Below are 24,014 nucleotides of genomic sequence, written 5' to 3'. Positions count from 1 at the left end.
GAGACGGAAGCCCATCTTGTCCCACGTCAGTCTGAAAGATGTGCAGGTGCTTGCGCCGAACTTCAAGCGCAGGCTCTCCGGCGTCACCTCCACCATCGTTCAGCTCATTCCGGTGCAGAACCGGCTGGGACAGAAAGTGGCCGTCATCGGCCCCGGCCTGCCACCACATCTGCCGCATGTGCGCTTCCGCGATCTGTGGCGTCTCTGGCAAAACGGGCCATTCGGCGCCCCCCGCATCTGGCACGCCCGCCGCAATCTTGAAATGCTGCCGGGCATTTTCATGCGTGATGTACTGCGCATGAAGGTAAAGCTGCTCTTCACCTCGGCCGCACAGAGGCGGCATTCCGCCTATACCCGCTTTCTGATTTCGAAGATGGATGCGGTCGTTGCGACAAACGGCCGTTCCGGCGCGTTTCTGGAAGTTCCCCACAGGGTCGTCATGCACGGCGTCGATACCGAGCTGTTTCACCCGGCGACGGGCGCCGAGGATACCATCGCGTCAACCGGCCTGCCGGGGCAATATCTGATCGGCTGTTTCGGGCGGGTGCGCCACCAGAAGGGCACCGACCTCTTCGTGCGCGCCATGATCGAGCTTCTGCCACACTATCCGGAATGGACAGCCGTGGTTTCCGGCCGCGTGACGGCGGAACACAAGGCCTTTGGCGATACGCTGAAAGCCGATGTTGCCACAGCCGGCCTTTCCGACCGCATCGTGTTTCAGGGCGAAGTCGATGACATCAAGCCCTGGTATCGGCGACTGACGCTCTATGTCGCGCCGTCACGCAATGAGGGTTTCGGCTTGACGCCACTGGAGGCCATGGCCTCGCAGACGGCGGTCGTTACCAGCAATGCCGGCGCCTATGAAGAAATGACCGTCAAGGGCGAGACCGGCATGGTCGTCGAGGCCGGGGACTATGCATCGCTCAGGGATGCGATAAAGCCCTATCTTGCGGACCCTGCTCTGGCCAAGAGCCATGCGCTCGCCGGGCTTGCGCATGTGCGCACCACATTCCCGCTGGAAAAAGAGGCGACAAGTCTCGGTGCGGTTTATGACGCGCTACGGCGCGGATAACGCTCGGCAAAGCAGCTGCAAAGCCCGCCGTTCAGATTTCCACGAGACCGACGCGCTTGACCTGGCGGATGGTGAGCATGGTGCGCACCGTATCGACATTTTCGTCCGCCGTCAGAACCTCGATGACGAAATCCTGAAACTCGGTGAGGTTTCTGGCGACGCAATGCAGCAGGAAATCGCTTTCGCCTGACACCATCCATGCCTGCCGCACCAGCGACCATCCGCCCGTCGCCGCCGCGAAGGCCTTCAGGTTGCTGTCCGACTGCCGCTTGAGGCCGACCATGCAGAAGGCAACGAGATCGAAACCGAGCTTCGGCGCGTTCAACATGGCGTGATAACCCTCGATCACATCAGCTTCCTCAAGCTTGCGGACGCGCCGGAGGCATGGCGGTGCCGAAATACCGACCCTTTCGGCCAGTTCCACATTGGTCATGCGCCCGTCGCGCTGCAATTCGCGCAGGATTTTCAGATCGATGGCATCGAGTTCGACGCTGGTCACGGAGAAGTTCCTCGTTAAGCCGTAGAAGTTCCTTGTACTATTCGGCACGGGATTCGCAACAATATGCCGCCGGCCGGTCACAAAATTGCGCGTGCATCCACAACTGCCTTGTTGGTAACGCAAGGCTGCCCTTGAATAAAGACACTAGACAACCTTAAATACCTGCCAACGAAGGGGTTGCGGCCCGTCCGCCGTCCTGCGGCTGGAAGGCCTTGAGCGAAGACCCTGCTATTGAGAAGGAATGTTCCCATGTCTGCCCGCCACACGAAGGTATTGATCATCGGCTCCGGTCCCGCCGGCTATACCGCGGCGATCTACGCGGCCCGCGCAATGCTGAAACCTGTGCTGATTGCCGGCATGGAACAGGGCGGGCAATTGATGATCACCACCGATGTGGAGAACTATCCGGGCTTTGCCGATCCGATCCAGGGCCCATGGCTGATGGACCAGATGCTGAAACAGGCAACCCATGTGGGTGCGGAAATCGTCAGCGACCTCGTCACCGAAGTTGATACCACGACCCGGCCATTTGTGGTCAAGACCGATTCCGGTCAGGTCTGGACCGCCGATACCCTGATCATCGCCACCGGCGCCAAGGCCAAATGGCTCGGCATCGAGAGCGAGCAGCATTTTCAGGGCTTCGGTGTTTCCGCCTGCGCCACCTGCGACGGTTTCTTCTATCGCAACAAGGATGTGATCGTGGTCGGCGGCGGCAATTCCGCCGTGGAAGAAGCGCTCTATCTCGCCCATATCGCCAAATCGGTCACCGTCGTGCATCGCCGCGACAGCTTCCGTTCGGAAAAGATCCTGCAGGAACGGCTGTTCGCCAAGGAAAACGTCAAGATCCTGTGGAACACGGAAATTGCCGAAATCACCGGCGCTCCGGCCAAGCCACCCATGCCACCCTCCGTCTCGGGTGTGCGTCTGCGTGACACCAAAACCGGCGTCATCAGCGACACGCCCATCGATGGTGTCTTCGTCGCCATCGGCCATGCGCCTGCGGTTGAACTGTTCAAGGGCAAGGTGAAGCTGAAAGACAACGGCTACATGTGGACCGCTCCCGATTCTACGGCAACCGACGTTGAAGGTATCTTCGCGGCCGGTGACGTCACCGACGACATTTACCGCCAGGCGATCACCGCCGCCGGCATGGGCTGCATGGCCGCCCTCGAAGCAGAACGCTATCTCACGGCGCAACAACCGCTTGCGGTTGCAGCGGAATAACCGAAAGGCAGGATAGGCATGGCAATGCCATTGGACTGGGATAAACTGCGCATTTTTCATGCCGCAGCCGAAGCAGGGTCTTTCACCCATGCTGCCGACAAGCTGCATTTGTCCCAGTCGGCCATCAGCCGTCAGGTCAGCGCACTGGAGCAGGATGTCGGCGTCAAGCTGTTCCATCGTCACGCTCGCGGCCTGATCCTCACCGAACAGGGCGAGCTGCTGTATCGCACCGCCCATGACGTGCTGCTGAAGCTCGAAACCGTCAAGATGCAACTGACCGAAACGACGGAGAAGCCAAGCGGCAAGTTGCGCGTGACGACGACGGTTGGTCTCGGCCAGGGCTGGCTGACGGACAAGGTGCAGGAATTCCTGCAACTCTATCCGGAAATGTCGATCCAGCTCATCCTCGACAACGAGGAGCTGGACGTGAACATGCGCCACGCCGATTGCGCCATCCGCCTGCGCCAGCCGCAGCAATCGGACCTTATTCAGCGCAAGCTGTTTACGGTGCACATGCATGTCTATGCCGCGCCGTCCTACATCAATCGCCACGGCGAACCGCAGTCGATCGAGGATTTGGACAATCACCGCATCATCTCCTTCGGTGAACCGGCGCCCAACTACCTTCTGGACGTCAACTGGCTGGAGAATGCCGGACGGTCTTCGGATAATACGCGCATCCCGCATCTGCAGATCAACAGTCAGACCTCGATCAAACGTGCCTGCCTGCTGGGAATAGGCATTGCCTGTCTGCCCGACTACATCGTCGGCCGCGATCCCGGTCTCATCCAACTGTCGCTGGCTGCGGATATTCCGTCATTCGATACCTACTTCTGCTATCCCGATGAAATGAAAAACGCTGCAAAGCTGAAAGCTTTCCGAGATTTCATCGTCGCCAAGGCGCGGAACTGGAACTTCTGACGTTAAAATAGTCGGAAACCCAAGATATCCGTTTAAATTCAAATACTTAAAATTGTGAATGTGAGGGCTGCCGATGGGCGGCCCTCACCAGCATTGCACATAAAATATACCGGAAATATCGAGGCCTGCATCGCGCGCATGCCTGACCTGCACAAAAAAGAGTTGTTTCGTGCACAAAAAAGCACCATATCGCTCTCAGCTGATGCACACGGTGGCTTTTCCTCCCAGTTCCACCGCATCAGCTGTTCCCCTCTGGAGGTTTTTGACCTTCACACTTAAAGGGCCCTGGATCTATCCGGCGGCCCTCTTTTTTTACCCGCAAGAATTTTCCCCAATTTGGCGAAATATCGCATGATGCAACCTTGTTTTGCATTATTAGCGCTCCCATATTTTAGTTGGCTGTCACGCTCCCATAAGGCACGCGACAGCTGTTCCCCTCTGGAGGTTTTAACCTTCAAACTTATCAGGCCGCGGAGACATCCAGCGGCCTTCTTTTTTGGGAAGCGCTCCCGTCACCCCACAGGCCCTCACGGATACGTGATTTGTATATCGTAAATCATCGATATAAACATCGCTCATGCCAGATATTAGAGAAACACCGATGAACCCGGAGGAAGTCCTCAAAGCCCTTTCCCACCCTGCGAGGCTGAAATTTCTGGAATGGCTGAAGTGCCCGGAAAATCACTTCTGCCAGGATCATCCGCTCAGCATGGGTGTGTGCGCCAACCAGTTTCAGATCAGCGGCCTGTCACAATCCACCGTCTCGTCGCATCTAGCGGTGTTGCAGGCAGCCGGCCTGATCCGGTCGAAGAAGGTCGGGCAATGGGTGTTTTTCGAACGCAACGAGGAAACCATCGACGCGTTCCGCAATTATCTGCACGCGAATCTCTGAGCCTCCCAAGCTTTGAGCCCTGGGGTGCCGGACCGGAAACCAGCAAGCGGTTCTCCTTCCGGCACCCAGACCGAAAGACAGCGCGCCCTAAGCGCAATTTCGCCAACCGACCAGAAAGTGAAGTCGCATGACCAGTCTTTTCGAACCGGCACAGGCCGGCGATATCGCACTCGCCAATCGTATCGTCATGGCTCCCCTCACCCGCAACCGTTCGCCGGGGGCAATTCCCAACAATCTGAACGCCACCTATTACGAGCAGCGCGCCACAGCCGGGCTGATCGTCACCGAAGGCACACCGATTTCCCAGCAGGGACAGGGCTATGCCGATGTTCCGGGCCTCTACAAGCAGGAAGCGGTCGAAGGCTGGAAGAAGATCACCGACGGCGTGCATTCGGCCGGTGGCAAGATCGTTGCGCAGATCTGGCATGTGGGCCGCATTTCGCATACGTCGCTGCAGCCACATGGCGGCCAGCCCGTCGCTCCTTCCGCCATCCCTGCCAAATCGAAGACCTATATCATCAATGATGACGGCACAGGCGCCTTTGCGGAGACCTCCGAGCCGCGCGCGCTCACCATCGACGATATCGGCCTCATCCTTGAAGATTACCGCAGCGGCGCCCGTGCCGCGCTGGAAGCCGGTTTCGATGGTGTCGAAATCCATGCCGCCAATGGTTATCTGATCGAGCAGTTCCTGAAATCCAGCACCAACCAGCGCACCGACGACTATGGCGGCTCGATCGAAAACCGCGCCCGCTTCCTTCTGGAAGTGGTGGATGCGGTTACGGAAGAAATCGGCGCGGGCCGCACCGGCATCCGTCTCTCCCCCGTTACGCCTGCCAACGATATTTTCGAGGCCGATCCGCAGCCGCTTTACAATTACGTGGCGGAACAGCTCGGAAAGCGCAATCTCGCCTTCATCCACGTCGTCGAGGGTGCGACCGGCGGCCCGCGTGATTTCAAGCAGGGCGACAAGCCCTTCGATTACGCCGCCTTCAAGGGCGCCTATCGCAATGCCGGCGGCAAGGGCCTGTGGATCGCCAATAATGGCTACGACCGTGCAAGCGCCATCGAAGCCGTGGAAAGCGGCAAGGTCGATGCCGTCGCCTTCGGCAAGGCCTTCATCGCCAATCCGGACCTGGTGCGCCGCTTCAAGAACGATGCGCCGCTGAATGAGCCGAACCAGCCAACCTTCTATGGTGGCGGCGCAGAAGGCTATACCGACTATCCGGCGCTCGGCTGATCATTGATAAAACCAAACGCCGCACTGCTTCTCAGCAGTGCGGCGTTTGGCGTTTCAGGATGCGATGCGCGCCTGCCGGGCGGCGAAATCGGAAAACGCACCCATGACAAAGGCATTGGCCACATGCAGCGCCTGCAGAAAGCCATTGCCCGTTTCCCGGCCGATGCTCATCAGCGCCACTTGCAGGCAATAGAGGGCAAGCAAAACCAGCGCACGATTGAGGTTCGGCCGCAAATCATCGTAACGCAGCGCAAGGACCACCAGCGACGCGACGGGGACGGCGATAAACATGCCAAGCTCCTTATGCATCGAAATCAGCGATCCGTCATAATAGATCGACAACCCCGCCAAGAGCACCTGCGCTAAAATCAGCACCGGCACGCCTGCCGAAATAACCGCGAACACGCGACGCCGCGCTGACATCCCATTTGCCGCCGTGGCCATCACACCCTGCCCCCGGCATCAGCCGGATGATGGAGGCTCGCCGGTTGCTGCACCTGTTCGAGACAGCCGAGGCTCGCCAATGTCGCCGAGACGGCTGCATCAATCGGCGTCCGTGGTTCCGCTCCAAGAAAATCCGCAAGCTTGCGGTTGCTCATGCGGATCGGCATCTGCCAGAGATATTGCATTTCCAGCACTTCACGGAACAGCGGAACGAAGGGTGCGGCCAGCTTTATGCCCGGCCAGAAAAGCCGACGCATCTTGACCGGATGACCAGCAGCCCGCTCGATTGCCCCGACCAGTTGTAACCCATCGAAATCCCAGAAACCTTCCATGTGATAAACGGCGAAAGCTGGAAGCTCGCCCGAGCGATCAAGCAACCGGCCGATCGTTTCCGCCACGTCAGGCAGATAGGCCCATTGATGTCCGGCATAGGGTGCCGCAGGGTTCTGGACGCTGCGCACCGGCTTGCCCGGCCGCACCACCATCTGTGAAAACCAGTTGTTTTTCGCATCCGGACCGAAAAAATCCCCGGCGCGGACAATCAGCACCGGCACGCCGCGCATCGACGCCATCTTCAGCCGCCGCTCCATCTCCACCCGCAACGCACCCTTGCGGGTGAAAGGCTTTTGCGGGCTGTCTTCCGTCAGAAGCGGAAAAGCATCCGGACCAAAATTATAGACACTGCCGGGAAAGACGATCCTCGCCCCACAGGCCTCGGCCGCCGCGATGCTGTTGTCGAGCATCGGCAGCACCTGCCTGTCCCAGTTGCGATATCCCGGAGGGTTGACCGCATGGACGATGAGCGATGCCCCTTTCGCGGCCTCCACCACGTCCTGCCGGTTCATGGCGTCGCCGGTCACGCACTCCATACCGTCCACCACACCGGATGGTGCCTGCTGGCGCGTCAGCGCCCTCACCCGCCAGCCGCGTTGCAACAGCATCTTTGCCACATGGCTGCCAACACCGCCATTCGCCCCGACGATCAGCGCCAGAGGCTGATTCTCTGCTGTATTTGCGTGTTTTTCATATATCATCGCCGTCACTCCTTCTTGTGGGCTGGAGTATCGTTCCGTTGCGCGATATACGAAATTGTCGAAATGAGTGGAGCAGATATACAAAAATTTATGGTCAAGAGCCGGGATGTCAGCTGGGATTTTTACCGCACCTTCCTCAGCGTGCTGCGTGACGGCTCGCTGTCTGCGGCCGCGCGTGAACTGGGCATCACCCAACCGACTGCGGGGCGCCATATCGGCGCGCTGGAAGAGGCGGTCGGCTTTCCGCTGTTCATCCGCTCTCCGCACGGGCTGATGCCAACGGAAGCTGCCCTTGCGCTCCGGCCCTATGCGGAAAATCTCGCGGCGACAGCGGCAGCGCTCATGCGTGCGGCATCCGGCGAAGTCGGCAAGATCGAAGGCACGGTGCGCATCAGCGCATCTGACATCATCGGCGTGGAAATGCTGCCGCCCATCGTCGCAGCCATGCAGGAAATTCACCCCCGGCTCGAGATCGAGCTTTCGCTATCGGATACGCTGGAAGACCTCTTGCGGCGCGAAGCCGATATCGCCATCCGCATGACCGAACCGCAGCAGGATGCGATCGTCATGCGCTACATCGGCAATTTCCGTCTGGGCTTTCATGCGACGCGCGACTATCTGGCGAAAGCCGGCATTCCGAAGGTCATGGAAGAATTAAACGAGCACCGGATGGTCGGTTTCGACCGCAAGACGCCTTTCATCAGGGCGGCCATTCAGCGGATGCGTGCCCTTGATCCGGAAATACCCGACATTGAAGACATCTGCTTCGAAATCCGCGCCGACAGCAATCTCGCCCAGCTTGCCATGATCCGCGCCAGCGCGGGCATCGGCGTCTGTCAGATCGGCCTTGCGCGCAAGGACCCGCGGCTGGTGCAGGTTCTTCCCGATATCGACATCCCGCTGCACACCTGGGTCGCGATGCATGAAAATCTGAAGACCTCGCCACGATGTCGTGCCATGTTCAGCGCCCTCGTCGAAGGCCTGAAGGCGCATCTCAAGGAGACCGACCCGGGCGCACCACCACAACGGCGTTAAGGCTGACCGGCAACGGAGGCCGAGCACACCTCGGTCCGCGATGATGTAAAACCAACTTGCGGATCATGTAAGGTGATGCCGATTTGACCGGAAATGCCGGCTCTTTCATCAAAACAGTCTGGCCGACGGTAAAGTCTTGTCCACGACCTCAGCTTCCGGCCGGTCGCCGCCCTGGCTATATTCTTCATGCCATTGGCCGCGTTCGTCCTGATAGCTGATTTCCTCGTCATCGCCGCCCACCTGCTGTTCAGCGGCAACGATACGCGCAGCCTCGACGGCATCCGCATAGGAAGGAAAAGTTTCAGAATAAGCGCCGTTCATGCGGTAAGCGAAGCCTCCGTCATGTTCGACGATTTCATACACTACTTTGGTCATGCATGTTCCTCCTGTTTCAGTAGGCGACATGGCAACCACAACCGCGTTTCAAGCATTGCACCCAACGGGGACACCGCGGCATGAGCAGCATGTCCTGCGACATCACTATCCTACCAAAAGCACTCAAGCGCAAATCCTGCTTGATCTGAGAGACGATACGTCACAGCCTGCGGCTATCAGGGGAAGGGAAATCAATGGCGGGTTCTATTCTGAAGCAGGAGCGCATATTGCTGCTCGCGATACCGGCGGCAATCGCCGCCTATATGGCCGAACATGCGATATTCGAGGCCGGAAAGACAGCCTCGCTTATTGCCGCGATCGCCCTGATCGGGCTCATCGTTCTGGTCTCGATGCGGGTTGCCCATCACGCCGAAATCCTCGCCGCCAAGGTCGGCGATCCCTATGGCACGATGATCCTGACACTCTCGGCAGTTGCGGTGGAAGTGCTGATCCTCGCCATCATCATGAGCGAATCCAGCTCACCGACACTGGTGCGCGACACGATCTATTCCGCCGTAATGATCGACATCAACGGCATTCTCGGCCTCGCCGCCCTGCTCGGCGGGCTGCGCCACGGCGAGCAGCCCTATAATGACGATTCCGGCAAGACCTACGGGGTGATGATCCTTACCGCCATGGGCATCTCGATGATCGTGCCGGAGTTCATTCCCGACGAAAGCTGGCACGTCTACTCCGCCTTTACCATCGTCGCCATGATCGCGCTTTATGCCCTGTTCCTCAAAATGCAGGTCGGTCCGCACAGCTATTTCTTCAGCTATGCCTATCCCCGCAAGGCGCATCCCGCCGGCCAACAATCCGGCAGCCACGCGGAAGAAGAGGAAGAAGGCAGCGTGTCCCTCTCCATCGGGCTCATCATCGCCGGCGTGGTGTTGATCGGTGTACTCGCGGAATTCATGGCGGCCTTCTTAAGCCAGAGCCTCGAAGGCACCAGCGCGCCACCGGCGCTGATGGCCGTGGTGGTCGCGACGATCTCGGCATCGCCGGAAATCCTCACCGCACTCCGCTCCGCCTTGCGAAACCGCATGCAGGCCGTAGTCAACATCGCCATGGGCGCATCGCTGTCGACGGTCATTCTCACGGTGCCGGTCATGGAGGGGATCGCGCTTTATACCGGCCAGCCCTTCATCATGGCGATGACACCGGTTCAAACCGTGATGGTCTTCATCACCCTCATCGCCGCCGCCATCAATCTCAATGACGGCGAAACCAATGCGATCGAGGGAATGACCCATTTCATCCTCTTCGCCACCTTCATCATGCTGCTGTTTCTGGGGCTTTAAAAAACCAGGGGCCCACCCGGATTTCCAGCATCTGAAAGGCGTCGTCGAAACCCCTACGCCGTCATCCTCGGGCTTGACCCGAGGATCCATCGCTCCGGGTTGTGGATCCTCGGGTCAAGCCCGAGGATGACGTCGAATGAGCGGGCATCTATCAAAAACAAAAAAGCCCGGCATCGCTGCCGGGCTTCTTCAATCAATATCAAAAACCGATCAACGGCAATCGGCGCAGAAACGCTGAATGCGCTTGCAGGCTTCTTCCAGCAGGCTTTCCGACGTGGCGTAGGAAATGCGGAAGTTCGGGCCGAGGCCGAAAGCCGATCCCTGCACGACGGCGACGCCTTCGGCTTCCAGAAGCTCGGAGACGAAGTCCACATCCGACTCGATGACCTTGCCAGATGGCGCGGTCTTGCCAATCAGGCCGGCGCAGGACGGGTAGACGTAGAATGCGCCTTCCGGTGACGGGCAATTGATGCCCTTGGCCTGGTTGAGCATGGAGACGACGAGATCACGGCGACCTTCGAAGATTTTCTTGTTGGTCGGAATGAAATCCTGCGTGCCGTTCAGCGCTTCAACAGCCGCCCATTGCGCGATCGAGCTGGCGCCCGAGGTCTGCTGGCCCTGGATCATGTCCATGGCCTTGATCAGCGGCAGCGGGCCGGCCGCGTAACCGATACGCCAGCCGGTCATGGCATAGGCCTTGGAGACGCCGTTCATCGTCAGCGTACGATCATAGAGCGCAGGCTCAACCTCAACCGGGGTGACGAATTTGAAATCGCCATAGGTGAGGTGCTCGTACATGTCGTCCGTCAGCACCCAGACATGCGGATGCTTGACCAGCACGTCCGTCAGCGCCTTCAGTTCGTCATGCGAATAGGCGGCACCCGAGGGGTTGGAAGGCGAGTTGAACACGAACCACTTTGTCTTCGGTGTGATCGCCTTTTCCAGCGCTTCCGGCGTCAGCTTGAAATTGTCTTCAAGCGTGGTGTCGACGAATACAGGCGTGCCGCCGCAGATCGCCACCATTTCCGGGTAGCTGACCCAGTAAGGCGCGGGAATGACGACTTCGTCACCCGGGTTGAGGGTGGCCATGAAGGCGTTGAAAAGGATCTGCTTGCCGCCGGTGCCGACAATCGTCTGCTCCGGCTTGTAATCCAGGCCGTTTTCGCGCTTGAACTTGTCAGCAATGGCCTTGCGCAGTTCCGGAATGCCGGAAACGGGCGTGTATTTGGTTTCGCCGCGCTTGATGGCGTCGATGGCCGCTTCCTTGATATTGTCGGGCGTATCGAAATCCGGCTCGCCGGCGCCAAGGCTGATCACATCGCGGCCCTTCGCTTTCAGCTCACGGGCTTTCTGGGTAACGGCGATGGTGGCGGATGGCTTTACGCGGGAGAGAATGTCGGCAAGGAAGGCCATTTTTAATCGGTCCTATTGGGGTTGACATCGGTAGACGCTGAAAAACTTGTCTTCTGCGGCACTTTCTATGTCGAAAGACAGACCTTCTTTCAAGGTCAAAAGCCGGCTTATGTGCTGTAGCAGGGAATTTAAACCTTCCTTAACCCGGAAGTAACGCTTGATACGCTATATTCGCGAGCCTAGGGGTCGTGTCTCTATAGCTGGTTGAAAAATGGCGCCCAAAAGCATCTTTTCCAGTCTTGTCCGCGAGGTCGATGGCACATGGTCCACGGCCTACCAAACATTCAACCTGAAATCTGCCCTGCAACCCATTTTCCGTCGAACGACGAGCGGCGCGCTCGACATCGATTCCTTCGAAGGTCTGGTGCGGCCGCATCGCAACGGCGAACCGGTGACGCCAGGCGAATTCTTCTCCCTCGTGGAGCCTGACGATATCGAGAATATCGACAGTATCCTGCGCACCATCCACATTCTCAATACCGGCAGGCTCAACCGTTCCCGCGCCCGTATCTTCGTCAACTTCCATCCGGGCCTGTTCCAGACGCCGGCAAAGATGCGGCAGGAAGTGGAGCGCATGCGCCTTGCCGCCCACGAGGCCGGCATGACGGCAGACCGTATTGTCTGCGAAATCTCCGAGAAAAAAGCCTCCGACACGCAGATGGTCGCAGACTTCGCCTACCACATGCACGACATCGGCTTTCGCGTGGCGCTGGACGACTACGGTGCCGGCGATTCCGACATCGACCGGGTAAAACTCATCAAACCCGATTATGTCAAATTCGAAGCGGGTTGGGTGCGCGATTTCATGCAGAATTCGGCAGGGGCCGCCCTTCTGCGCGTCATCGTCAGCCAGTTTCGCGACGATGGAATAGAGCCGGTATTCGAAGGGCTGGAGAGCGGCTGGCAGGTCGATCTGTGTGAGGAACTCGGCGTCGTGCTGATGCAGGGTTACGCTCTCGCCAAACCGGAACTCGCGCCCACAAGTTTCGACGCACGCTTTCCCGAACTCGGCAGCGCCTATTTCAACACTGCTCCGCGGACGGACCGTACGATGCCACCATTTTTCCGCGAAGAGCGCCCCACGGAGCCGCATCCACAGCGCCAGACCCGCACCTTCGGAAAACGCGGCCTCTGAGCCTATCTGCGGCAGGCAGTTCCCTGTAATCGCGTTTGCCACAATATTGCCGCAATAAATACCGCGGAACGCCAGAATTCGGTCTCCAAGCCGTCCATTTCGAAGCCTCTTTTATCCTTCATGGACAGGGACAAGAGGCAATCGCCATGTTTACCAACGACCGGACTTCCGTTGAAAGGTTAAGGGCGCAGAGAACGCTGTTTTCCCTCTGGATGGCAGCGGCTGCTTTTCTTGTCATCGTCACCATGGCCGCGGGTATCGCGACATCCGCCAATGCGGCGGCCCAAGCCGTCGATACATTGCAAACTGCCTCGATCCCGCAAGCGGCCACCTCGCAGGCGGGTCCGCACTTCCTGCTCATCATCCTTTCGGCTGCGGCCTTCATCGGCCTCGGCATCGGCGGCCTGACGCTTACCCGGCGCAGTCTCAAGGATGAAGCCCGCCGCTACAAATAAGCTGATGCCCCAAAAGCCATGGCAGTCGCCCGTCTGGCGGTGACCACCTTCCGCCGGCTTGCGGCACCGGCAGGTTGCTGCTAAAGCACCCGGGAAACCGTCTGATCGACATTTCAAAAAATCCCCGAATTGCCAGGGCCGCGATTGAATGATCTTCCGGCCCCTTGTGTGCTGGTGCCAACAATGACGCGTATTCAGGCCAATATGCTGCTTTTGCTCGCCGCAGCGATCTGGGGAGGCGGCTTTGTCGCGCAATCCTCCGCCATGGCCTCCATCGGCCCTTTCTGGTTCGTCGGTCTGCGTTTCGCCATTGCCGCAATCGCCGTGCTGCCTTTTGCGATGCTTGAAACCCGGTCGAAAAAATCACCGCCGCGCCGCAAGGAAATCGGCAGCTATATCCTCGTGGGGCTTGCCCTGTTCGGCGGCGCCACCACCCAGCAGGTCGGGCTTTTGACCACGACCGTCACCAATTCCAGCTTCCTGACCGGGCTTTACGTCATCTTCGTTCCCGTGATCGCCGTCGTGCTTTACCGGCGGCATCCCCATTGGATCGTCTGGCCCTGCGCCCTGATGATGCTTGGTGGCATCTTCCTCCTCTCCGGGGGCGCATTCGAGGCGCTGACAAGGGGAGATATTCTCAGCATCATCTGCGCCTTCTTCTGGGCGATTCAGATCACGCTTGCCGGCCGCTTCGTCTCCGAGAGCGGGCGGCCGCTGGCCCTCTCCTGCACTCAGTTCGCGGTTTGCTCCCTTCTTAGTTGCATGATCGGCATTGCCTTCGAACCCATCAGCATGGGCGCAATCGAAGCCTCGCTGGCAGAAATCCTCTATGTCGGTCTCGTATCTTCCGGCCTCGCCTTCGTCTTGCAGGTCATCGGCCAGCGTTACACCACGGCGCCGCAGGCGGCGATATTCCTATCCTCGGAGGCGCTTTTCGGCGCGTTGATGGCCTCGCTTTTCCTGAATGAGACCATTTCCCGCGCCGGTTATGTCGGATGCCTGATCATATTCATCGCCATATTGATCGTGGAACTGGTGCCTGAACTGACGCGAAAACGGCAAAAAACCGTGGCCGGAACAGCCTGACGCAAAAAGAACCGTTTTTTCTCGCTCCGCGTAAAAAACGCGTTTCGGCATCCAAAATTTTGCCGGGAACACCCGCCCCAACCGGCAATTATTTCATCAAATATCGCCTATGCGAAAAAAATGTGCGATTGCACGCCGTTATTCTACCGCAGGTTTTTTATCTGACAAAAAGCCCGTGAAAACTTTTGCTTGCCAATTTTCCATAAACGCATCACTCTACCGCGGTTCGGGCAATTTGCGAGCATGGGAAGGCCTATAAAATTTGCGCACTGGGGACGCTAAAAACCTCGGGCGGTGGGACGAAAAACGTTGGATGAGAACGCCATTACTTCCCGCTGTGAAGGTCCATTTTCTCAATAGTCAAGAACTGCCTGCCAACGCCCTCGCGGGGCAAAACTGTAATGCTGCCTGTAGCTGAACGCGGGCAGAGCGAAAAGGACCTGATGCATGGCCGAAACTGGCACCGTAAAATTCTTCAATACAGACAAAGGCTTCGGCTTCATCAAGCCAGACAATGGTGGCGCTGATATCTTTGTTCACATCTCTGCTGTACAGGCTTCTGGCCTGTCCGGACTTTCAGAAAATCAGAAAGTGAGCTTCGACACGGAACCGGATCGTCGCGGCAAGGGCCCGAAGGCAGTCAATCTGCAGATTGCTGGCTGACCCTAAAACGGCTTTCTTTTCTAGTTGAAGCCCGGCAGGAATGCCGGGTTTTTTTATGCCTGCGCCCGCGCCATGCGCAACGCGCTCAGATCCCCTGAAGATAGGGATTGTTGCGGCGTTCATCGCCCAACCGCCCGCCAGGACCATGCCCGCAGATGAACCCGACATCGTCGCCGAGCGGCAAAAGCTTGTCGCGAATGGACGCCATCAATTGCTCGTGGTTCCCGCCGGGCAGATCGGTCCGCCCCACCGACCCAGCAAACAGCACGTCCCCGACATGGGCAAATTGCTGGTCACGATTATAATAGATGACGTGGCCGGGGGCGTGGCCCGGGCAGTGATAGACCTCAAAGACATGGTCCCCGAAGGATACCCTGTCCCCGTCCTTCAGCCATTTGTCCGGCACAACATTCTGAAGACCGGCGATACCGTATTTTTCGGCCTGCACCTCGATCCTGTCCAGCAACGGCCGGTCATCCTCATGCGGACCGATCACCGGCAGCGAGAGTTTCGCGCGCAATTCCTCGGCACCGCCAGCATGATCGAGATGTCCATGGGTCAGCCAGATTTCCTTGAGGGTGATGCCGTTTTCAGCGACGACCTGAAGGATGACGTCCACATCGCCGCCGGGATCAACGACAACACCCTCTTTGGTATCCTGATCGAAGAGGATGGTGCAGTTCTGCTCGAACGGCGTGACCGGAATAATGCCCGCCTGCAACTTTCCCATATCCCGTGTCTCCTTGTCCGAAAAATCCCGCTTCCTATAGACCGCGACCGGCCCCAGTACAATGGCGGAGAAAAGATACGGCTTTTCCGTTGCCGGATTGCCTTTAAAAATAACAATAAAATTCAATAAGATAACCAGTGCATTCCTGCTCAAAACGGAAATTGCTACCGAAAAATGTGGAACGCCCGGGTGGCTCCGACGTTGTAGCTCCAGTCTTAAAAGGAGTGAGACACATGGACAAGACGCTTAAAATGCTCATGGCTGGCGGCGCTTTCGCCCTGATGGCCGGTTATGCAAACGCCGCCATGGTCGCCACCACCGCATCGGATATTTCCGTTCGCTCAGGCCCCGGCGAAGACTACCCCGAACTGGGCCTGGCCACCCGTGGCAGCAGTGCGGTTCTGGACGGCTGCATGGATGGCAGCAGCTGGTGCCGCATCGAGGTCAATGGCCTGCGCGGTTGGGCGCATGCGGACTATCTGAATGTCATGTATGAGGGTTCTCCCGTCATTCTCGAAGACCGTCGCACCGAACTCAGCGTGCCTGTCGTGACGTATGAGAAGACCTCAAGCGTGCAGGCTGAACCCAATCCCGGTGATCCGAATCTCGGCCGCGTTGGCGATGTCGACATCACCCCGCCCGAAGCGGTTATCACCTATATGGACGAACATCCTGCGGACACCGTCACCTTCGATGGCGATGTGGTCGTCGGCACAACTCTGCCGTCAGATACCCGTCTCGTTGAAGTTCCCGACTATCAGTATCGTTATGTACGGGTGAACGACGTGCCGGTTCTGGTCGAGCCATCAACCCACCGCATCGTCTACGTCTACCAGTAGACCCACTTACTGAACGGTATGAAACAACTGAAGAGCGCGGGCTTCCCGCGCTCTTTTCTATTTCCGGTAAAGGTCACTCAGGATTCCAGTTGCACCCGCACCCGCAGCATATTATCCACCGCAACAGAAAATGATCGGCGACATTCTCCCGAGCGGACGCATTTTCGGCTATGTTTACAGAATATTGGCGCATCGACGTATGTCAGCCGCAGGATATGAAGGAACCGCAGTGCCACCGCAATCGCTCAAAACCGCCGCCGCGAGGCAAATACCGGCACTCCCGAAGGTTGACGACGGCAAGATCGACTTCGATACGATCGAGGCGTTGTTTTTTGCCTATCGCGATTTCGTCTCCGATCCCGATGTCATCCTGTCGAAGCTGGAATATGGCCGTGCGCATCACCGGGTGGTCTATTTCGTCAGCCGGCAACCCGGTATGACGGTGGCGGATCTGCTCGACACGCTTCAGATCACCAAACAGAGCCTTGCCCGCGTGCTGAAGCAATTGATCGACGACGGTTATATCCGCCAGATGGCCGGTCCCGAAGACCGCCGCCAGCGGCGGCTTTATCCGACGCTGACCGGACGCGAACTGGCGCTGGCGCTGAGTGAACCGCAATCGCGGCGTATCGATCGTGCGCTGGAGGGACTTGGTCCCGATGCTCGCGCCTGCGTGCGAAAATTCCTGGCGCAGATGCGCAGCCCGACAACAGCGGAAGGCGAGTGACGATGGCGACAGCAACGACAAAGCGCCCGCCGGCTGATGATGACGCCGCCCACCTCCTCATCGTTGACGACGACGCCCGCATTCGCAACCTTCTCCAGCGCTTTCTGGGTGAGAAGGGATACCGCATTTCCGTCGCTGCAGATGCGGCCGAAGCCCGGCGCAAGATGATCGGCATCCGTTTCGACCTGCTCATCCTCGACGTGATGATGCCGGGAGAAAACGGACTTTCGCTCACCCGCTCGCTGAACGAGGACAAGTCCGTGCCGGTCATTCTGCTGACCGCCCGCTCGGAAGCGGATTCCCGCATCGAGGGGCTGGAGGCCGGGGCGGATGACTATCTCGCCAAACCCTTCGATCCGCGCGAACTCGTGCTGCGCATCAACAACATCCTGCGGCGCAACACCTCGCCAGATACACCGAAGATCGAGCAGATCATGTTCGGGCCCTACAGCTTCTCCATTCCCAAGAAGGAATTGCGCCGCGGCCCCGAAACCATCCGCCTGACGGACCGCGAACAGGAGATCATGCTGCTTTTTGCGCTCCGCGCCGGTGACACCATTCCACGGCACGAGCTAGTGGAGGCGGAATCGGAAGTGGGCGAAAGAACCATCGACGTGCAGATCAACCGTCTTCGCCGCAAGATCGAGGACGACCCCGCCAATCCGGTCTATCTGCAAACGGTACGCGGCATCGGCTACCGGCTGAGCGTGGACTGACAAGGACAAACGAAAGGCGGGCGCACGGCCATGGCAAGCCTCGATTTTCTGAGCACGGTTAAAAGAAGCGGCATAGCAAAGGCCTGGCGCATGTCCGGCCGATGGCTGCGCCACTGGTTGCCCACCGGGCTTTACACGCGTTCGCTGATCATCATCATCCTGCCGATGATCCTGCTTCAGGCCGTCGTCGCCGCCGTTTTCATGGAACGCCACTGGCAGCTGGTGACGGAACGTCTTTCCGCCGCCGTGACGCGCGATATTGCCGCAATCATCGAGCTCCTGCAAACCGACCCCGAGGAAGATGACTACCAGCGCGTCATCCGCATTGCCCGCGAGAAGCTGGATCTCAGCGTCTATATCGAACCCAAGGCAGACCTGCCCGCGCCGAGGCCGGAGCCGTTGTTTTCGATCCTCGACAGAATTCTGGCCGATCAGTTGCGTCAGCAGATCGGCAGGCCATTCTGGATCGATACCTATGGCAACGGCTCTCTGGTCGAAATCCGCGTCCAGCTTGACGACAAGACCCTGCGCGTCTTCACCAGCCGCAGCGCAGCCTATGCCTCAAATACCCATATCTTCCTCGTCTGGATGGTCGGCGCATCGCTGGTGTTGATTGCTATCTCGATCCTTTTCCTGCGCGGGCAGATCAAGCCCATCGAAGCGCTTGCCAAAGCGGCAGAGAATTTCGGCCGCGGCCAGAAACTCACAGCCTATTCTCCCCGTGGCGCAGATGAAGTCCGGCGGGCGGGTCTCGCCTTCATCCTGATGCGCGAACGAATCGAGCGGCAGATGGAACAGCGCACGGCCATGCTGAACGGCGTCAGCCACGACCTGCGCACCATCCTCACCCGTTTCAAGCTGCAACTGGCTCTGGCAGGCGATAATCCGGACCTTGAAGGGTTGGACAAGGATGTCGAGGACATGCAGTCGATGCTGGAGGCCTATCTGACCTTTGCCCGCACCGATGTCGAAGAGGACGTCGGCACGCTCGAGCTTCCCGCACTTCTGGAGAAGATCGGCCATGATTTCGAGCTTCACGGCAAGAAATTCAGCTACGAGCTTTATAATATCGACCGCATCATCGCGCGCCCGAATGCTCTTTCCCGCCTCGTCGCCAATCTGGCGGAGAATGCCCGGCGTTATGCGACCAATCTGCACATCGATATCCGCAAGGCGCCGCGCTCCATCATCATGACCTTCGATGATGACGGCGCGGGTATTCCGGAAGCTTCTAGAGAGGATGTCTTCAAGCCGTTCTTCCGGCTGGATGAGGCGCGCAACCTCAACGCCTCCGGTACGGGACTTGGCCTCTCCATCGTCCGCGACATCGCCCGCAGCCATGGCGGCGACGTATCGCTGGATGACAGCCCCTTGGGCGGACTGCGGGTAATCGTCAAAATTCCGGCGTAGGACGCCGAACAGAAAACTGTCATGAGGCGTTCGGGAGTCCCGTGCTCAACCTGAAAGATCGAACGCCCGTGCTGCTGTCTCAGCACATTTTCTCGCCGTTCGGCACCGGCCGTTCAACGGCGGCAAGCACGATATCACCGTTACCGTCGGCAAAGCCGAGCGTCAGGACCTCGGAGCGGAACGGACCGATCTGGCGCGGCGGAAAATTCACCACAGCCAGCACCTGCCGGCCAACCAGACTTTCCGGCGTATAATGCACCGTAATCTGTGCTGAAGATTTCTTGATGCCGATCTCAGGTCCGAAATCGATTTTTACCTTGATTGCCGGCTTGCGGGCTTCGGGAAAGGGTTCAGCCTCAACGATCGTACCGACACGAATGTCCACCTTCTCGAAATCGGCGTAGGAAATTTCACCGCTCATGCCCTGCTCCCACCCGCCTGCAATGCTTCAACCAGCAAGTTCTTCGGCGCGTTTTTTTGCCGCCGCAACCGCCTTGTCGAACAGCGGCTGCATGCCATCCTCAGCCATCAGCACGGAAAGTGCCGCAGCCGTCGTGCCGCCCGGTGAGGTCACATTCTGGCGCAGCCGCGCCGCCTCATCGGGAGACTGGTGCAGCAACTCACCTGCGCCGGCCACGGTTTCTCGCGCCAGGCGCATGGCCACATCCGCCGGCAGACCGGCCTTACGGCCGGCTTCCGCCATGCATTCCACCAGATAAAAGACATAAGCCGGGCCGCTGCCCGAGACAGCGGTCACCGCGTCTATATCGCTTTCGGTTTCCACCCATTCGACCGGACCGCTGACCTTCAGCAATCCGTCCACCACAGCCTTAAGCTCCGGCGTTACCAGTTCATTGGCATAGGCGCCCGTCACACCGCGCCCCACCATGGCCGGCGTGTTGGGCATGGCCCGCACGGCGGCAACCGCGCCGAACTGCGACACGAAGGTGCCGATGGTCGTGCCGGCGGCAATCGAGACAACGACGGTATCCGGCCCCAGCAAGGGCTTGAGAGACGGTAGCACGGCTTCCATCATCTGCGGTTTCACCGCCACGAAAAGAATGCCTGCCTTGACGCCCTGCGGAACGCTTGGACTATGCGCCGCGCCGGCTTCGGCAATCGTCGTGCGCATGGCATCGGAAGGGCCCGGATCGACGACGATGACCTGAGATCCCGGCACGCCCTTTTTCAGCCAGCCCGAAAGCATGGCGCCGCCCATATTGCCGGCGCCGACGAGGACGAGCGGACCGGAAGCCTTGTACACCATCGTCACGCTTCTCCGACGGTCTCGAACATGACCGCTTCGATTGCACTTTTCGCATCCAGCCCCGACCAGACTACGAACTGGAATGCCTGATAATATTGTTCGCAGGCTTCCAGCGCGCTGGAAAGCAGCACTTCCACCTGCTGGTTGTTCGGTTCGGCACCACCAGCCAGAAGCAGGGACTGCCGGAAGATCACCACGTCTTCCTGCCGCCACAGATCGAAATGACCCATCAGCACCTGGCCGTTGATCTGCGAGAGCAGGCGAATGACTTCATTGACACGCTGGTCAGGTACCTTGATATCGAAGGCGCAAGCCAGATGCAGCGCTTCGAAATCCTCCATCCACGCAAAGGAAACGTGATAGTCGGCCCAGTGACCAGCCACCGTCATGGCGATCTCGTCTTCACCGGAACGCTCGAAAGACCAGTCGTTCGAGGCGGCGACAATCTCGATCATGTCCACGGGATTGGACTGACGCTCAATTTCAAATTCTATCAGGCTCATGCGGCACCTTCTCAGCCGGTATGGAATGTTCTGTTTTGAACGCCGGGCACAAAACGCACACACAAACCGGATTCAACATTTGAGACGATTGCCCGACACCAACAGAATTACGCATTCACCCTGTCCGGAGCTTACCAGGTCGTTTCGAATCATCATTTAAAATCAGTGTATAATGGCCGAGTCCTGCTGCCACCCCTCGTCCGCCATTTTTGCTTTTTGAACAGTGGATATCTTCTCCCCCATCACCTCAGGCGAGATACATAAGCGACTCTGGCGATTGCGTTTTTTGGAAGTGTCCACAGGCCCCAAAAAAATCGCGCTGGAGGCTGGTTACGGCAACCGGAGATTAGTTCGGGTTGCATGGCCCGCAAACAAAAAGTCCCGGAATCGCAGGCGATCCGGGACCCATCAGGAAAAAGCGCTAAAGAATCAGTCGTTAGTCGCCGAAAGCTTTGCTTCCAGAGCCTCGATGCGGGCGCGCAGCGCGTCGTTTTCATCGCGCGCCTTGATGGCCATTTCACGCACCGCGTCGAATTCCTCACGTTTGACGACATCAAGACTGTTCAGCCAGCGATCGGCCTGTGCATGAAGGGCGGCTTCCGCTTCCTTGCGCACGCCCTGCGCCGCGCCGGCCGCATCGGTCATCAGCTTGGCGAATTCATCCAGAATACGGTTGGTGCCTGTCGTGCTCATGGCGCTGTTCCTTCGTCGGTTCAGGGAGCGTTCCATTCCCTGCTGTTGATGCCTTTCAGGTAGGTGCTCGGCAGCCGCCTTGCAAGCGAAATCGAAAAATGCGGCCTTTCGCTGCAGCGCCCGGCATCGCAATCCGCTCACGAAAAATCACCTTGACCGCCGCCTCGGCAATCGCCATTTTCCTTGGCGTCAGGGAGACCGGTGAGCATCATCGCCCGGCCCCTTGAGGCAATGGATCATTCTGTTGTCCGCCCAGCAACGATGACGGAATATACGGATTGTTAGCCGCTCCCACTCAACTTGCCATCATGCCATTTCCCAATATCGATCCGGTTGCGCTCTCCATCGGGCCTCTGGCGATCCACTGGTATGGCATTGCCTACGTCGCCGGCATCATGCTCGGCTGGTTTTATGCCCGTCGCCTCGCCCGCACGGATCGCCTGTGGCCAAACGATACGTCGCCGATCTCGGCACAGCATCTTGACGATTTTATCCTGTGGGCAGCGGGCGGCATCGTGCTCGGCGGCCGCATCGGCTACATCCTGTTTTACGATCTCGGCGCCGTTGCCGCCAACCCGATACGCGCGCTGGAAATATGGAACGGCGGCATGTCGTTCCATGGCGGGCTTATCGGCACTACCATTGCCATGATCCTCTTTGCCCGCAAGAACGGCATCCCGGTCTGGAGCATGTTCGATGTCATTGCGGCCGTGGCACCCATCGGTCTGCTGTTCGGCCGCATCGCCAATTTCATCAATGGCGAATTGTGGGGGCGCATCGCCGACGTTCCATGGGCAGTCGTGTTCCCAACCGGCGGCCCGTTTGCGCGGCATCCGAGCCAGCTTTATGAAGCTGGCCTCGAAGGCCTTGTGCTCGTCATCATTCTGGCCATTGCCATCTATGCCTTCAAGGCGCTGAAGACGCCCGGCGTCGTCACCGGCATCTTCGTCTGCGGTTACGCGCTGTCGCGCATCTTCGTGGAATTCTTCCGCGAGCCGGACGCCCAGATCGGTTATCTGGCCGGCAACTGGCTGACCATGGGCATGGTGCTCTCCACACCCATGTTCCTTCTGGGGCTGTGGGCGGTCCTTCGCGCGCGCAGCGCGGCAAAAAGCGCCTGAGCGGTATGGCCTGCCATGACCACACCGCTTGCGCAACGCATCAAATCCCTTATCCGGCTCAACGGTCCGCTCAGCGTCACCGATTATTTCTCGCTTTGCCTCGCTGATCCCGAACACGGATATTACAAGAGCCGCGAACCCTTCGGCCGCTCGGGTGATTTCATCACCGCACCCGAGGTCAGCCAGCTTTTCGGAGAAATGCTCGGGGTTTTCGTTGTCCATGCCTGGCAGCGGCACGGCGCACCGGCTCAAGCGCAGCTGGTGGAAATCGGCCCCGGTCGCGGCACCATGATGTCGGACATGCTGCGCGTCATCCGCCGCATCGCCCCGCCGCTTTACGAAACGATGCGGGTACATCTGGTGGAAACCAGTCCCCGCCTTTCCGCAATCCAGAAGGAAACGCTTGCCGACCATGCCGACCGGCTGACATGGCATGAAAGTTTCGACGTGGTGCCCGAAGGCTTCCTGCTCCTCGTCGCGAACGAACTTTTCGACGCCATTCCGATCCGGCAATTCGTGAGAACACCGCAGGGTTTTCGCGAACGGGTCGTCAGTCTCGATGCGAATGACGAGCTTGTCTTCTCGACCGGCCTTGCCAGCATCGACCCGGCCCTTTTGCCGCCGCAGCCTGAACGACAGCCGCTTGGCACCATATTCGAAGTTTCACCCGCCCGCGAAGCCGTGATGACGGCCATCTGCCAGCGCCTGTCGGCCCATGGCGGTACGGCGCTCGCCATCGATTACGGCCATCTGGTCGCCGGGTTTGGCGATACCCTGCAGGCCATGCGCAACCATGCTTTCGACCCGCCATTGGCACATCCGGGCGAGGCCGACCTGACGAGCCACGTCGATTTCGAAAGCCTCGTAAAAACAGCGCAGGCAACCGGCGTCCATATCAATGGCACACTGAGGCAGGGTGACTTTCTCTATGGCCTCGGCCTTAAGGAAAGGGCGAGCGCACTTGCCGCAAAAGCAACACCTGACCAGACCCTGGACATAGCCGAAGCGGTCAACCGTCTCGCCGGCGAAGGGGCCGGCAAGATGGGGGAACTTTTCAAGGTCGTCGCCGTTTCGAGTCCCGCGCTTCATCTCATGCCGTTTCGTGCGGTGGATTGACAGCGCAATAACCTCTGGGCCAACATCGCCGCGACACACGAAGCAGGCACACTGCATCACACACGCCGCGCAACGCCGCAGCAACAGGAAACATCTCGCTTAA

Annotated in this window: 27 protein-coding genes; 17 read left to right on the top strand and 10 right to left on the bottom strand. The window is 58.8% G+C overall.

Features of this window, described 5'->3' with window-relative positions:
• Nucleotides 1–16: 16 nt before the first annotated feature.
• A complete protein-coding gene (locus ACQZ5F_RS01985) occupies nt 17–1,072 on the top strand; it encodes a glycosyltransferase family 4 protein (RefSeq protein ID WP_052818055.1) in 1,056 nt (351 codons plus the stop codon).
• 31 nt (nt 1,073–1,103) lie between these two features.
• Here the strand turns inward: ACQZ5F_RS01985 and ACQZ5F_RS01980 are convergent, their stop codons facing one another.
• Nucleotides 1,104–1,571 carry an Lrp/AsnC family transcriptional regulator gene (locus ACQZ5F_RS01980; RefSeq protein WP_175414496.1) on the bottom strand — a complete coding sequence of 156 codons (468 nt, stop codon included), beginning with the start codon at nt 1,569–1,571 and terminating at the stop codon, nt 1,104–1,106.
• Nucleotides 1,572–1,820: 249 nt separating this feature from the next.
• Here ACQZ5F_RS01980 and trxB point away from each other — a divergent pair, with 249 nt between their 5' ends.
• From trxB to ACQZ5F_RS01960, 4 genes are all read left to right on the top strand, one after another.
• On the top strand, nt 1,821–2,795 hold the full coding sequence (trxB, locus tag ACQZ5F_RS01975; RefSeq protein WP_052818057.1) for a thioredoxin-disulfide reductase: 975 nt from the start codon (nt 1,821–1,823) through the stop codon (nt 2,793–2,795).
• Nucleotides 2,796–2,819: 24 nt separating this feature from the next.
• Complete coding sequence (locus ACQZ5F_RS01970) at nt 2,820–3,716, top strand: LysR family transcriptional regulator VtlR (RefSeq protein WP_046798419.1); 897 nt, start codon at nt 2,820–2,822, stop codon at nt 3,714–3,716.
• Between the two features lie 601 nt (nt 3,717–4,317).
• Nucleotides 4,318–4,608 carry an ArsR/SmtB family transcription factor gene (locus ACQZ5F_RS01965; RefSeq protein ID WP_046797991.1) on the top strand — a complete coding sequence of 97 codons (291 nt, stop codon included), beginning with the start codon at nt 4,318–4,320 and terminating at the stop codon, nt 4,606–4,608.
• Between the two features lie 127 nt (nt 4,609–4,735).
• On the top strand, nt 4,736–5,848 hold the full coding sequence (locus ACQZ5F_RS01960; RefSeq protein ID WP_046797990.1) for an alkene reductase: 1,113 nt from the start codon (nt 4,736–4,738) through the stop codon (nt 5,846–5,848).
• Between the two features lie 54 nt (nt 5,849–5,902).
• On the opposite strand, the gene ACQZ5F_RS01955 is transcribed toward ACQZ5F_RS01960, so the two are convergent.
• Both ACQZ5F_RS01955 and ACQZ5F_RS01950 read right to left on the bottom strand, forming a co-directional pair.
• Entirely contained in the window at nt 5,903–6,292 is a 390-nt protein-coding gene (locus ACQZ5F_RS01955; protein WP_225339089.1) for a DUF6220 domain-containing protein, read from the bottom strand.
• On the bottom strand, nt 6,292–7,326 hold the full coding sequence (locus ACQZ5F_RS01950; RefSeq protein ID WP_225339088.1) for an NAD-dependent epimerase/dehydratase family protein: 1,035 nt from the start codon (nt 7,324–7,326) through the stop codon (nt 6,292–6,294). The genes ACQZ5F_RS01955 and ACQZ5F_RS01950 overlap by 1 nt, the downstream gene beginning before the upstream one ends.
• Nucleotides 7,327–7,416: 90 nt before the next feature.
• On the opposite strand from ACQZ5F_RS01950, the gene ACQZ5F_RS01945 reads away from it, so the two are divergent.
• Nucleotides 7,417–8,361: a LysR family transcriptional regulator gene (locus ACQZ5F_RS01945; RefSeq protein WP_046797987.1), complete on the top strand. Its 945-nt coding sequence runs from the start codon at nt 7,417–7,419 to the stop codon at nt 8,359–8,361.
• 108 nt (nt 8,362–8,469) lie between these two features.
• Here ACQZ5F_RS01945 and ACQZ5F_RS01940 read toward each other — a convergent pair whose 3' ends face one another.
• Nucleotides 8,470–8,736, bottom strand: coding sequence for a DUF2188 domain-containing protein (locus ACQZ5F_RS01940; RefSeq protein ID WP_046797986.1), 267 nt, complete (start codon nt 8,734–8,736; stop codon nt 8,470–8,472).
• Nucleotides 8,737–8,930: 194 nt separating this feature from the next.
• Here ACQZ5F_RS01940 and ACQZ5F_RS01935 point away from each other — a divergent pair, with 194 nt between their 5' ends.
• Nucleotides 8,931–10,037, top strand: coding sequence for a calcium:cation antiporter (locus ACQZ5F_RS01935; protein ID WP_225339087.1), 1,107 nt, complete (start codon nt 8,931–8,933; stop codon nt 10,035–10,037).
• Nucleotides 10,038–10,247: 210 nt separating this feature from the next.
• On the opposite strand, the gene ACQZ5F_RS01930 is transcribed toward ACQZ5F_RS01935, so the two are convergent.
• Nucleotides 10,248–11,450 (bottom strand): pyridoxal phosphate-dependent aminotransferase, encoded by a 1,203-nt coding sequence (locus ACQZ5F_RS01930; protein WP_052818061.1) that lies wholly within the window; start codon nt 11,448–11,450, stop codon nt 10,248–10,250.
• 211 nt (nt 11,451–11,661) lie between these two features.
• On the opposite strand from ACQZ5F_RS01930, the gene ACQZ5F_RS01925 reads away from it, so the two are divergent.
• The 4 genes from ACQZ5F_RS01925 (at nt 11,662) to ACQZ5F_RS01910 (ending at nt 14,789) form a co-directional block, all read left to right on the top strand.
• Nucleotides 11,662–12,585: an EAL domain-containing protein gene (locus ACQZ5F_RS01925; RefSeq protein WP_137084934.1), complete on the top strand. Its 924-nt coding sequence runs from the start codon at nt 11,662–11,664 to the stop codon at nt 12,583–12,585.
• A 146-nt stretch (nt 12,586–12,731) separates the two neighbouring features.
• Entirely contained in the window at nt 12,732–13,040 is a 309-nt protein-coding gene (locus ACQZ5F_RS01920) for a hypothetical protein (protein WP_080841942.1), read from the top strand.
• A gap of 183 nt (nt 13,041–13,223) precedes the next feature.
• Nucleotides 13,224–14,126 carry a DMT family transporter gene (locus ACQZ5F_RS01915; protein ID WP_052818063.1) on the top strand — a complete coding sequence of 301 codons (903 nt, stop codon included), beginning with the start codon at nt 13,224–13,226 and terminating at the stop codon, nt 14,124–14,126.
• Between the two features lie 447 nt (nt 14,127–14,573).
• Nucleotides 14,574–14,789: a cold-shock protein gene (locus ACQZ5F_RS01910; protein WP_003494703.1), complete on the top strand. Its 216-nt coding sequence runs from the start codon at nt 14,574–14,576 to the stop codon at nt 14,787–14,789.
• 85 nt (nt 14,790–14,874) lie between these two features.
• Here ACQZ5F_RS01910 and ACQZ5F_RS01905 read toward each other — a convergent pair whose 3' ends face one another.
• Complete coding sequence (locus ACQZ5F_RS01905) at nt 14,875–15,519, bottom strand: MBL fold metallo-hydrolase (protein WP_046798418.1); 645 nt, start codon at nt 15,517–15,519, stop codon at nt 14,875–14,877.
• Between the two features lie 233 nt (nt 15,520–15,752).
• On the opposite strand from ACQZ5F_RS01905, the gene ACQZ5F_RS01900 reads away from it, so the two are divergent.
• From ACQZ5F_RS01900 to ACQZ5F_RS01885, 4 genes are all read left to right on the top strand, one after another.
• Entirely contained in the window at nt 15,753–16,358 is a 606-nt protein-coding gene (locus ACQZ5F_RS01900) for a DUF1236 domain-containing protein (RefSeq protein ID WP_046797980.1), read from the top strand.
• A 199-nt stretch (nt 16,359–16,557) separates the two neighbouring features.
• Nucleotides 16,558–17,085, top strand: coding sequence for a MarR family winged helix-turn-helix transcriptional regulator (locus tag ACQZ5F_RS01895; protein WP_052818353.1), 528 nt, complete (start codon nt 16,558–16,560; stop codon nt 17,083–17,085).
• Between the two features lie 2 nt (nt 17,086–17,087).
• On the top strand, nt 17,088–17,801 hold the full coding sequence (locus ACQZ5F_RS01890; RefSeq protein ID WP_046797979.1) for a response regulator: 714 nt from the start codon (nt 17,088–17,090) through the stop codon (nt 17,799–17,801).
• A gap of 30 nt (nt 17,802–17,831) precedes the next feature.
• Nucleotides 17,832–19,211, top strand: a complete 1,380-nt coding sequence (locus tag ACQZ5F_RS01885) for an ATP-binding protein (RefSeq protein WP_225246569.1) — start codon at nt 17,832–17,834, stop codon at nt 19,209–19,211.
• A gap of 79 nt (nt 19,212–19,290) precedes the next feature.
• On the opposite strand, the gene ACQZ5F_RS01880 is transcribed toward ACQZ5F_RS01885, so the two are convergent.
• From ACQZ5F_RS01880 to ACQZ5F_RS01865, 4 genes are all read right to left on the bottom strand, one after another.
• Nucleotides 19,291–19,632: a tRNA-binding protein gene (locus tag ACQZ5F_RS01880; RefSeq protein ID WP_046797977.1), complete on the bottom strand. Its 342-nt coding sequence runs from the start codon at nt 19,630–19,632 to the stop codon at nt 19,291–19,293.
• 27 nt (nt 19,633–19,659) lie between these two features.
• Nucleotides 19,660–20,478 carry a pyrroline-5-carboxylate reductase gene (proC, locus tag ACQZ5F_RS01875; protein WP_052818066.1) on the bottom strand — a complete coding sequence of 273 codons (819 nt, stop codon included), beginning with the start codon at nt 20,476–20,478 and terminating at the stop codon, nt 19,660–19,662.
• Between the two features lie 2 nt (nt 20,479–20,480).
• Nucleotides 20,481–20,981, bottom strand: a complete 501-nt coding sequence (locus ACQZ5F_RS01870; protein WP_046797975.1) for a type III secretion system chaperone family protein — start codon at nt 20,979–20,981, stop codon at nt 20,481–20,483.
• 429 nt (nt 20,982–21,410) lie between these two features.
• On the bottom strand, nt 21,411–21,674 hold the full coding sequence (locus tag ACQZ5F_RS01865) for an accessory factor UbiK family protein (RefSeq protein ID WP_046797974.1): 264 nt from the start codon (nt 21,672–21,674) through the stop codon (nt 21,411–21,413).
• Between the two features lie 308 nt (nt 21,675–21,982).
• Between ACQZ5F_RS01865 and lgt the strand changes: the two genes are divergently transcribed.
• Nucleotides 21,983–22,795, top strand: coding sequence for a prolipoprotein diacylglyceryl transferase (gene lgt / locus ACQZ5F_RS01860; protein ID WP_225246591.1), 813 nt, complete (start codon nt 21,983–21,985; stop codon nt 22,793–22,795).
• A 15-nt stretch (nt 22,796–22,810) separates the two neighbouring features.
• On the top strand, nt 22,811–23,911 hold the full coding sequence (locus tag ACQZ5F_RS01855) for a class I SAM-dependent methyltransferase (RefSeq protein WP_309581578.1): 1,101 nt from the start codon (nt 22,811–22,813) through the stop codon (nt 23,909–23,911).
• The last annotated feature ends 103 nt before the right edge of the window (nt 23,912–24,014 follow it).

It is taken from the genome of Agrobacterium sp. 22-210-1 (assembly GCF_053522525.1).
The sequence above is the reverse complement of the archived record's forward strand: the minus strand, read 5'-3'. Positions and strand labels throughout refer to the sequence as shown.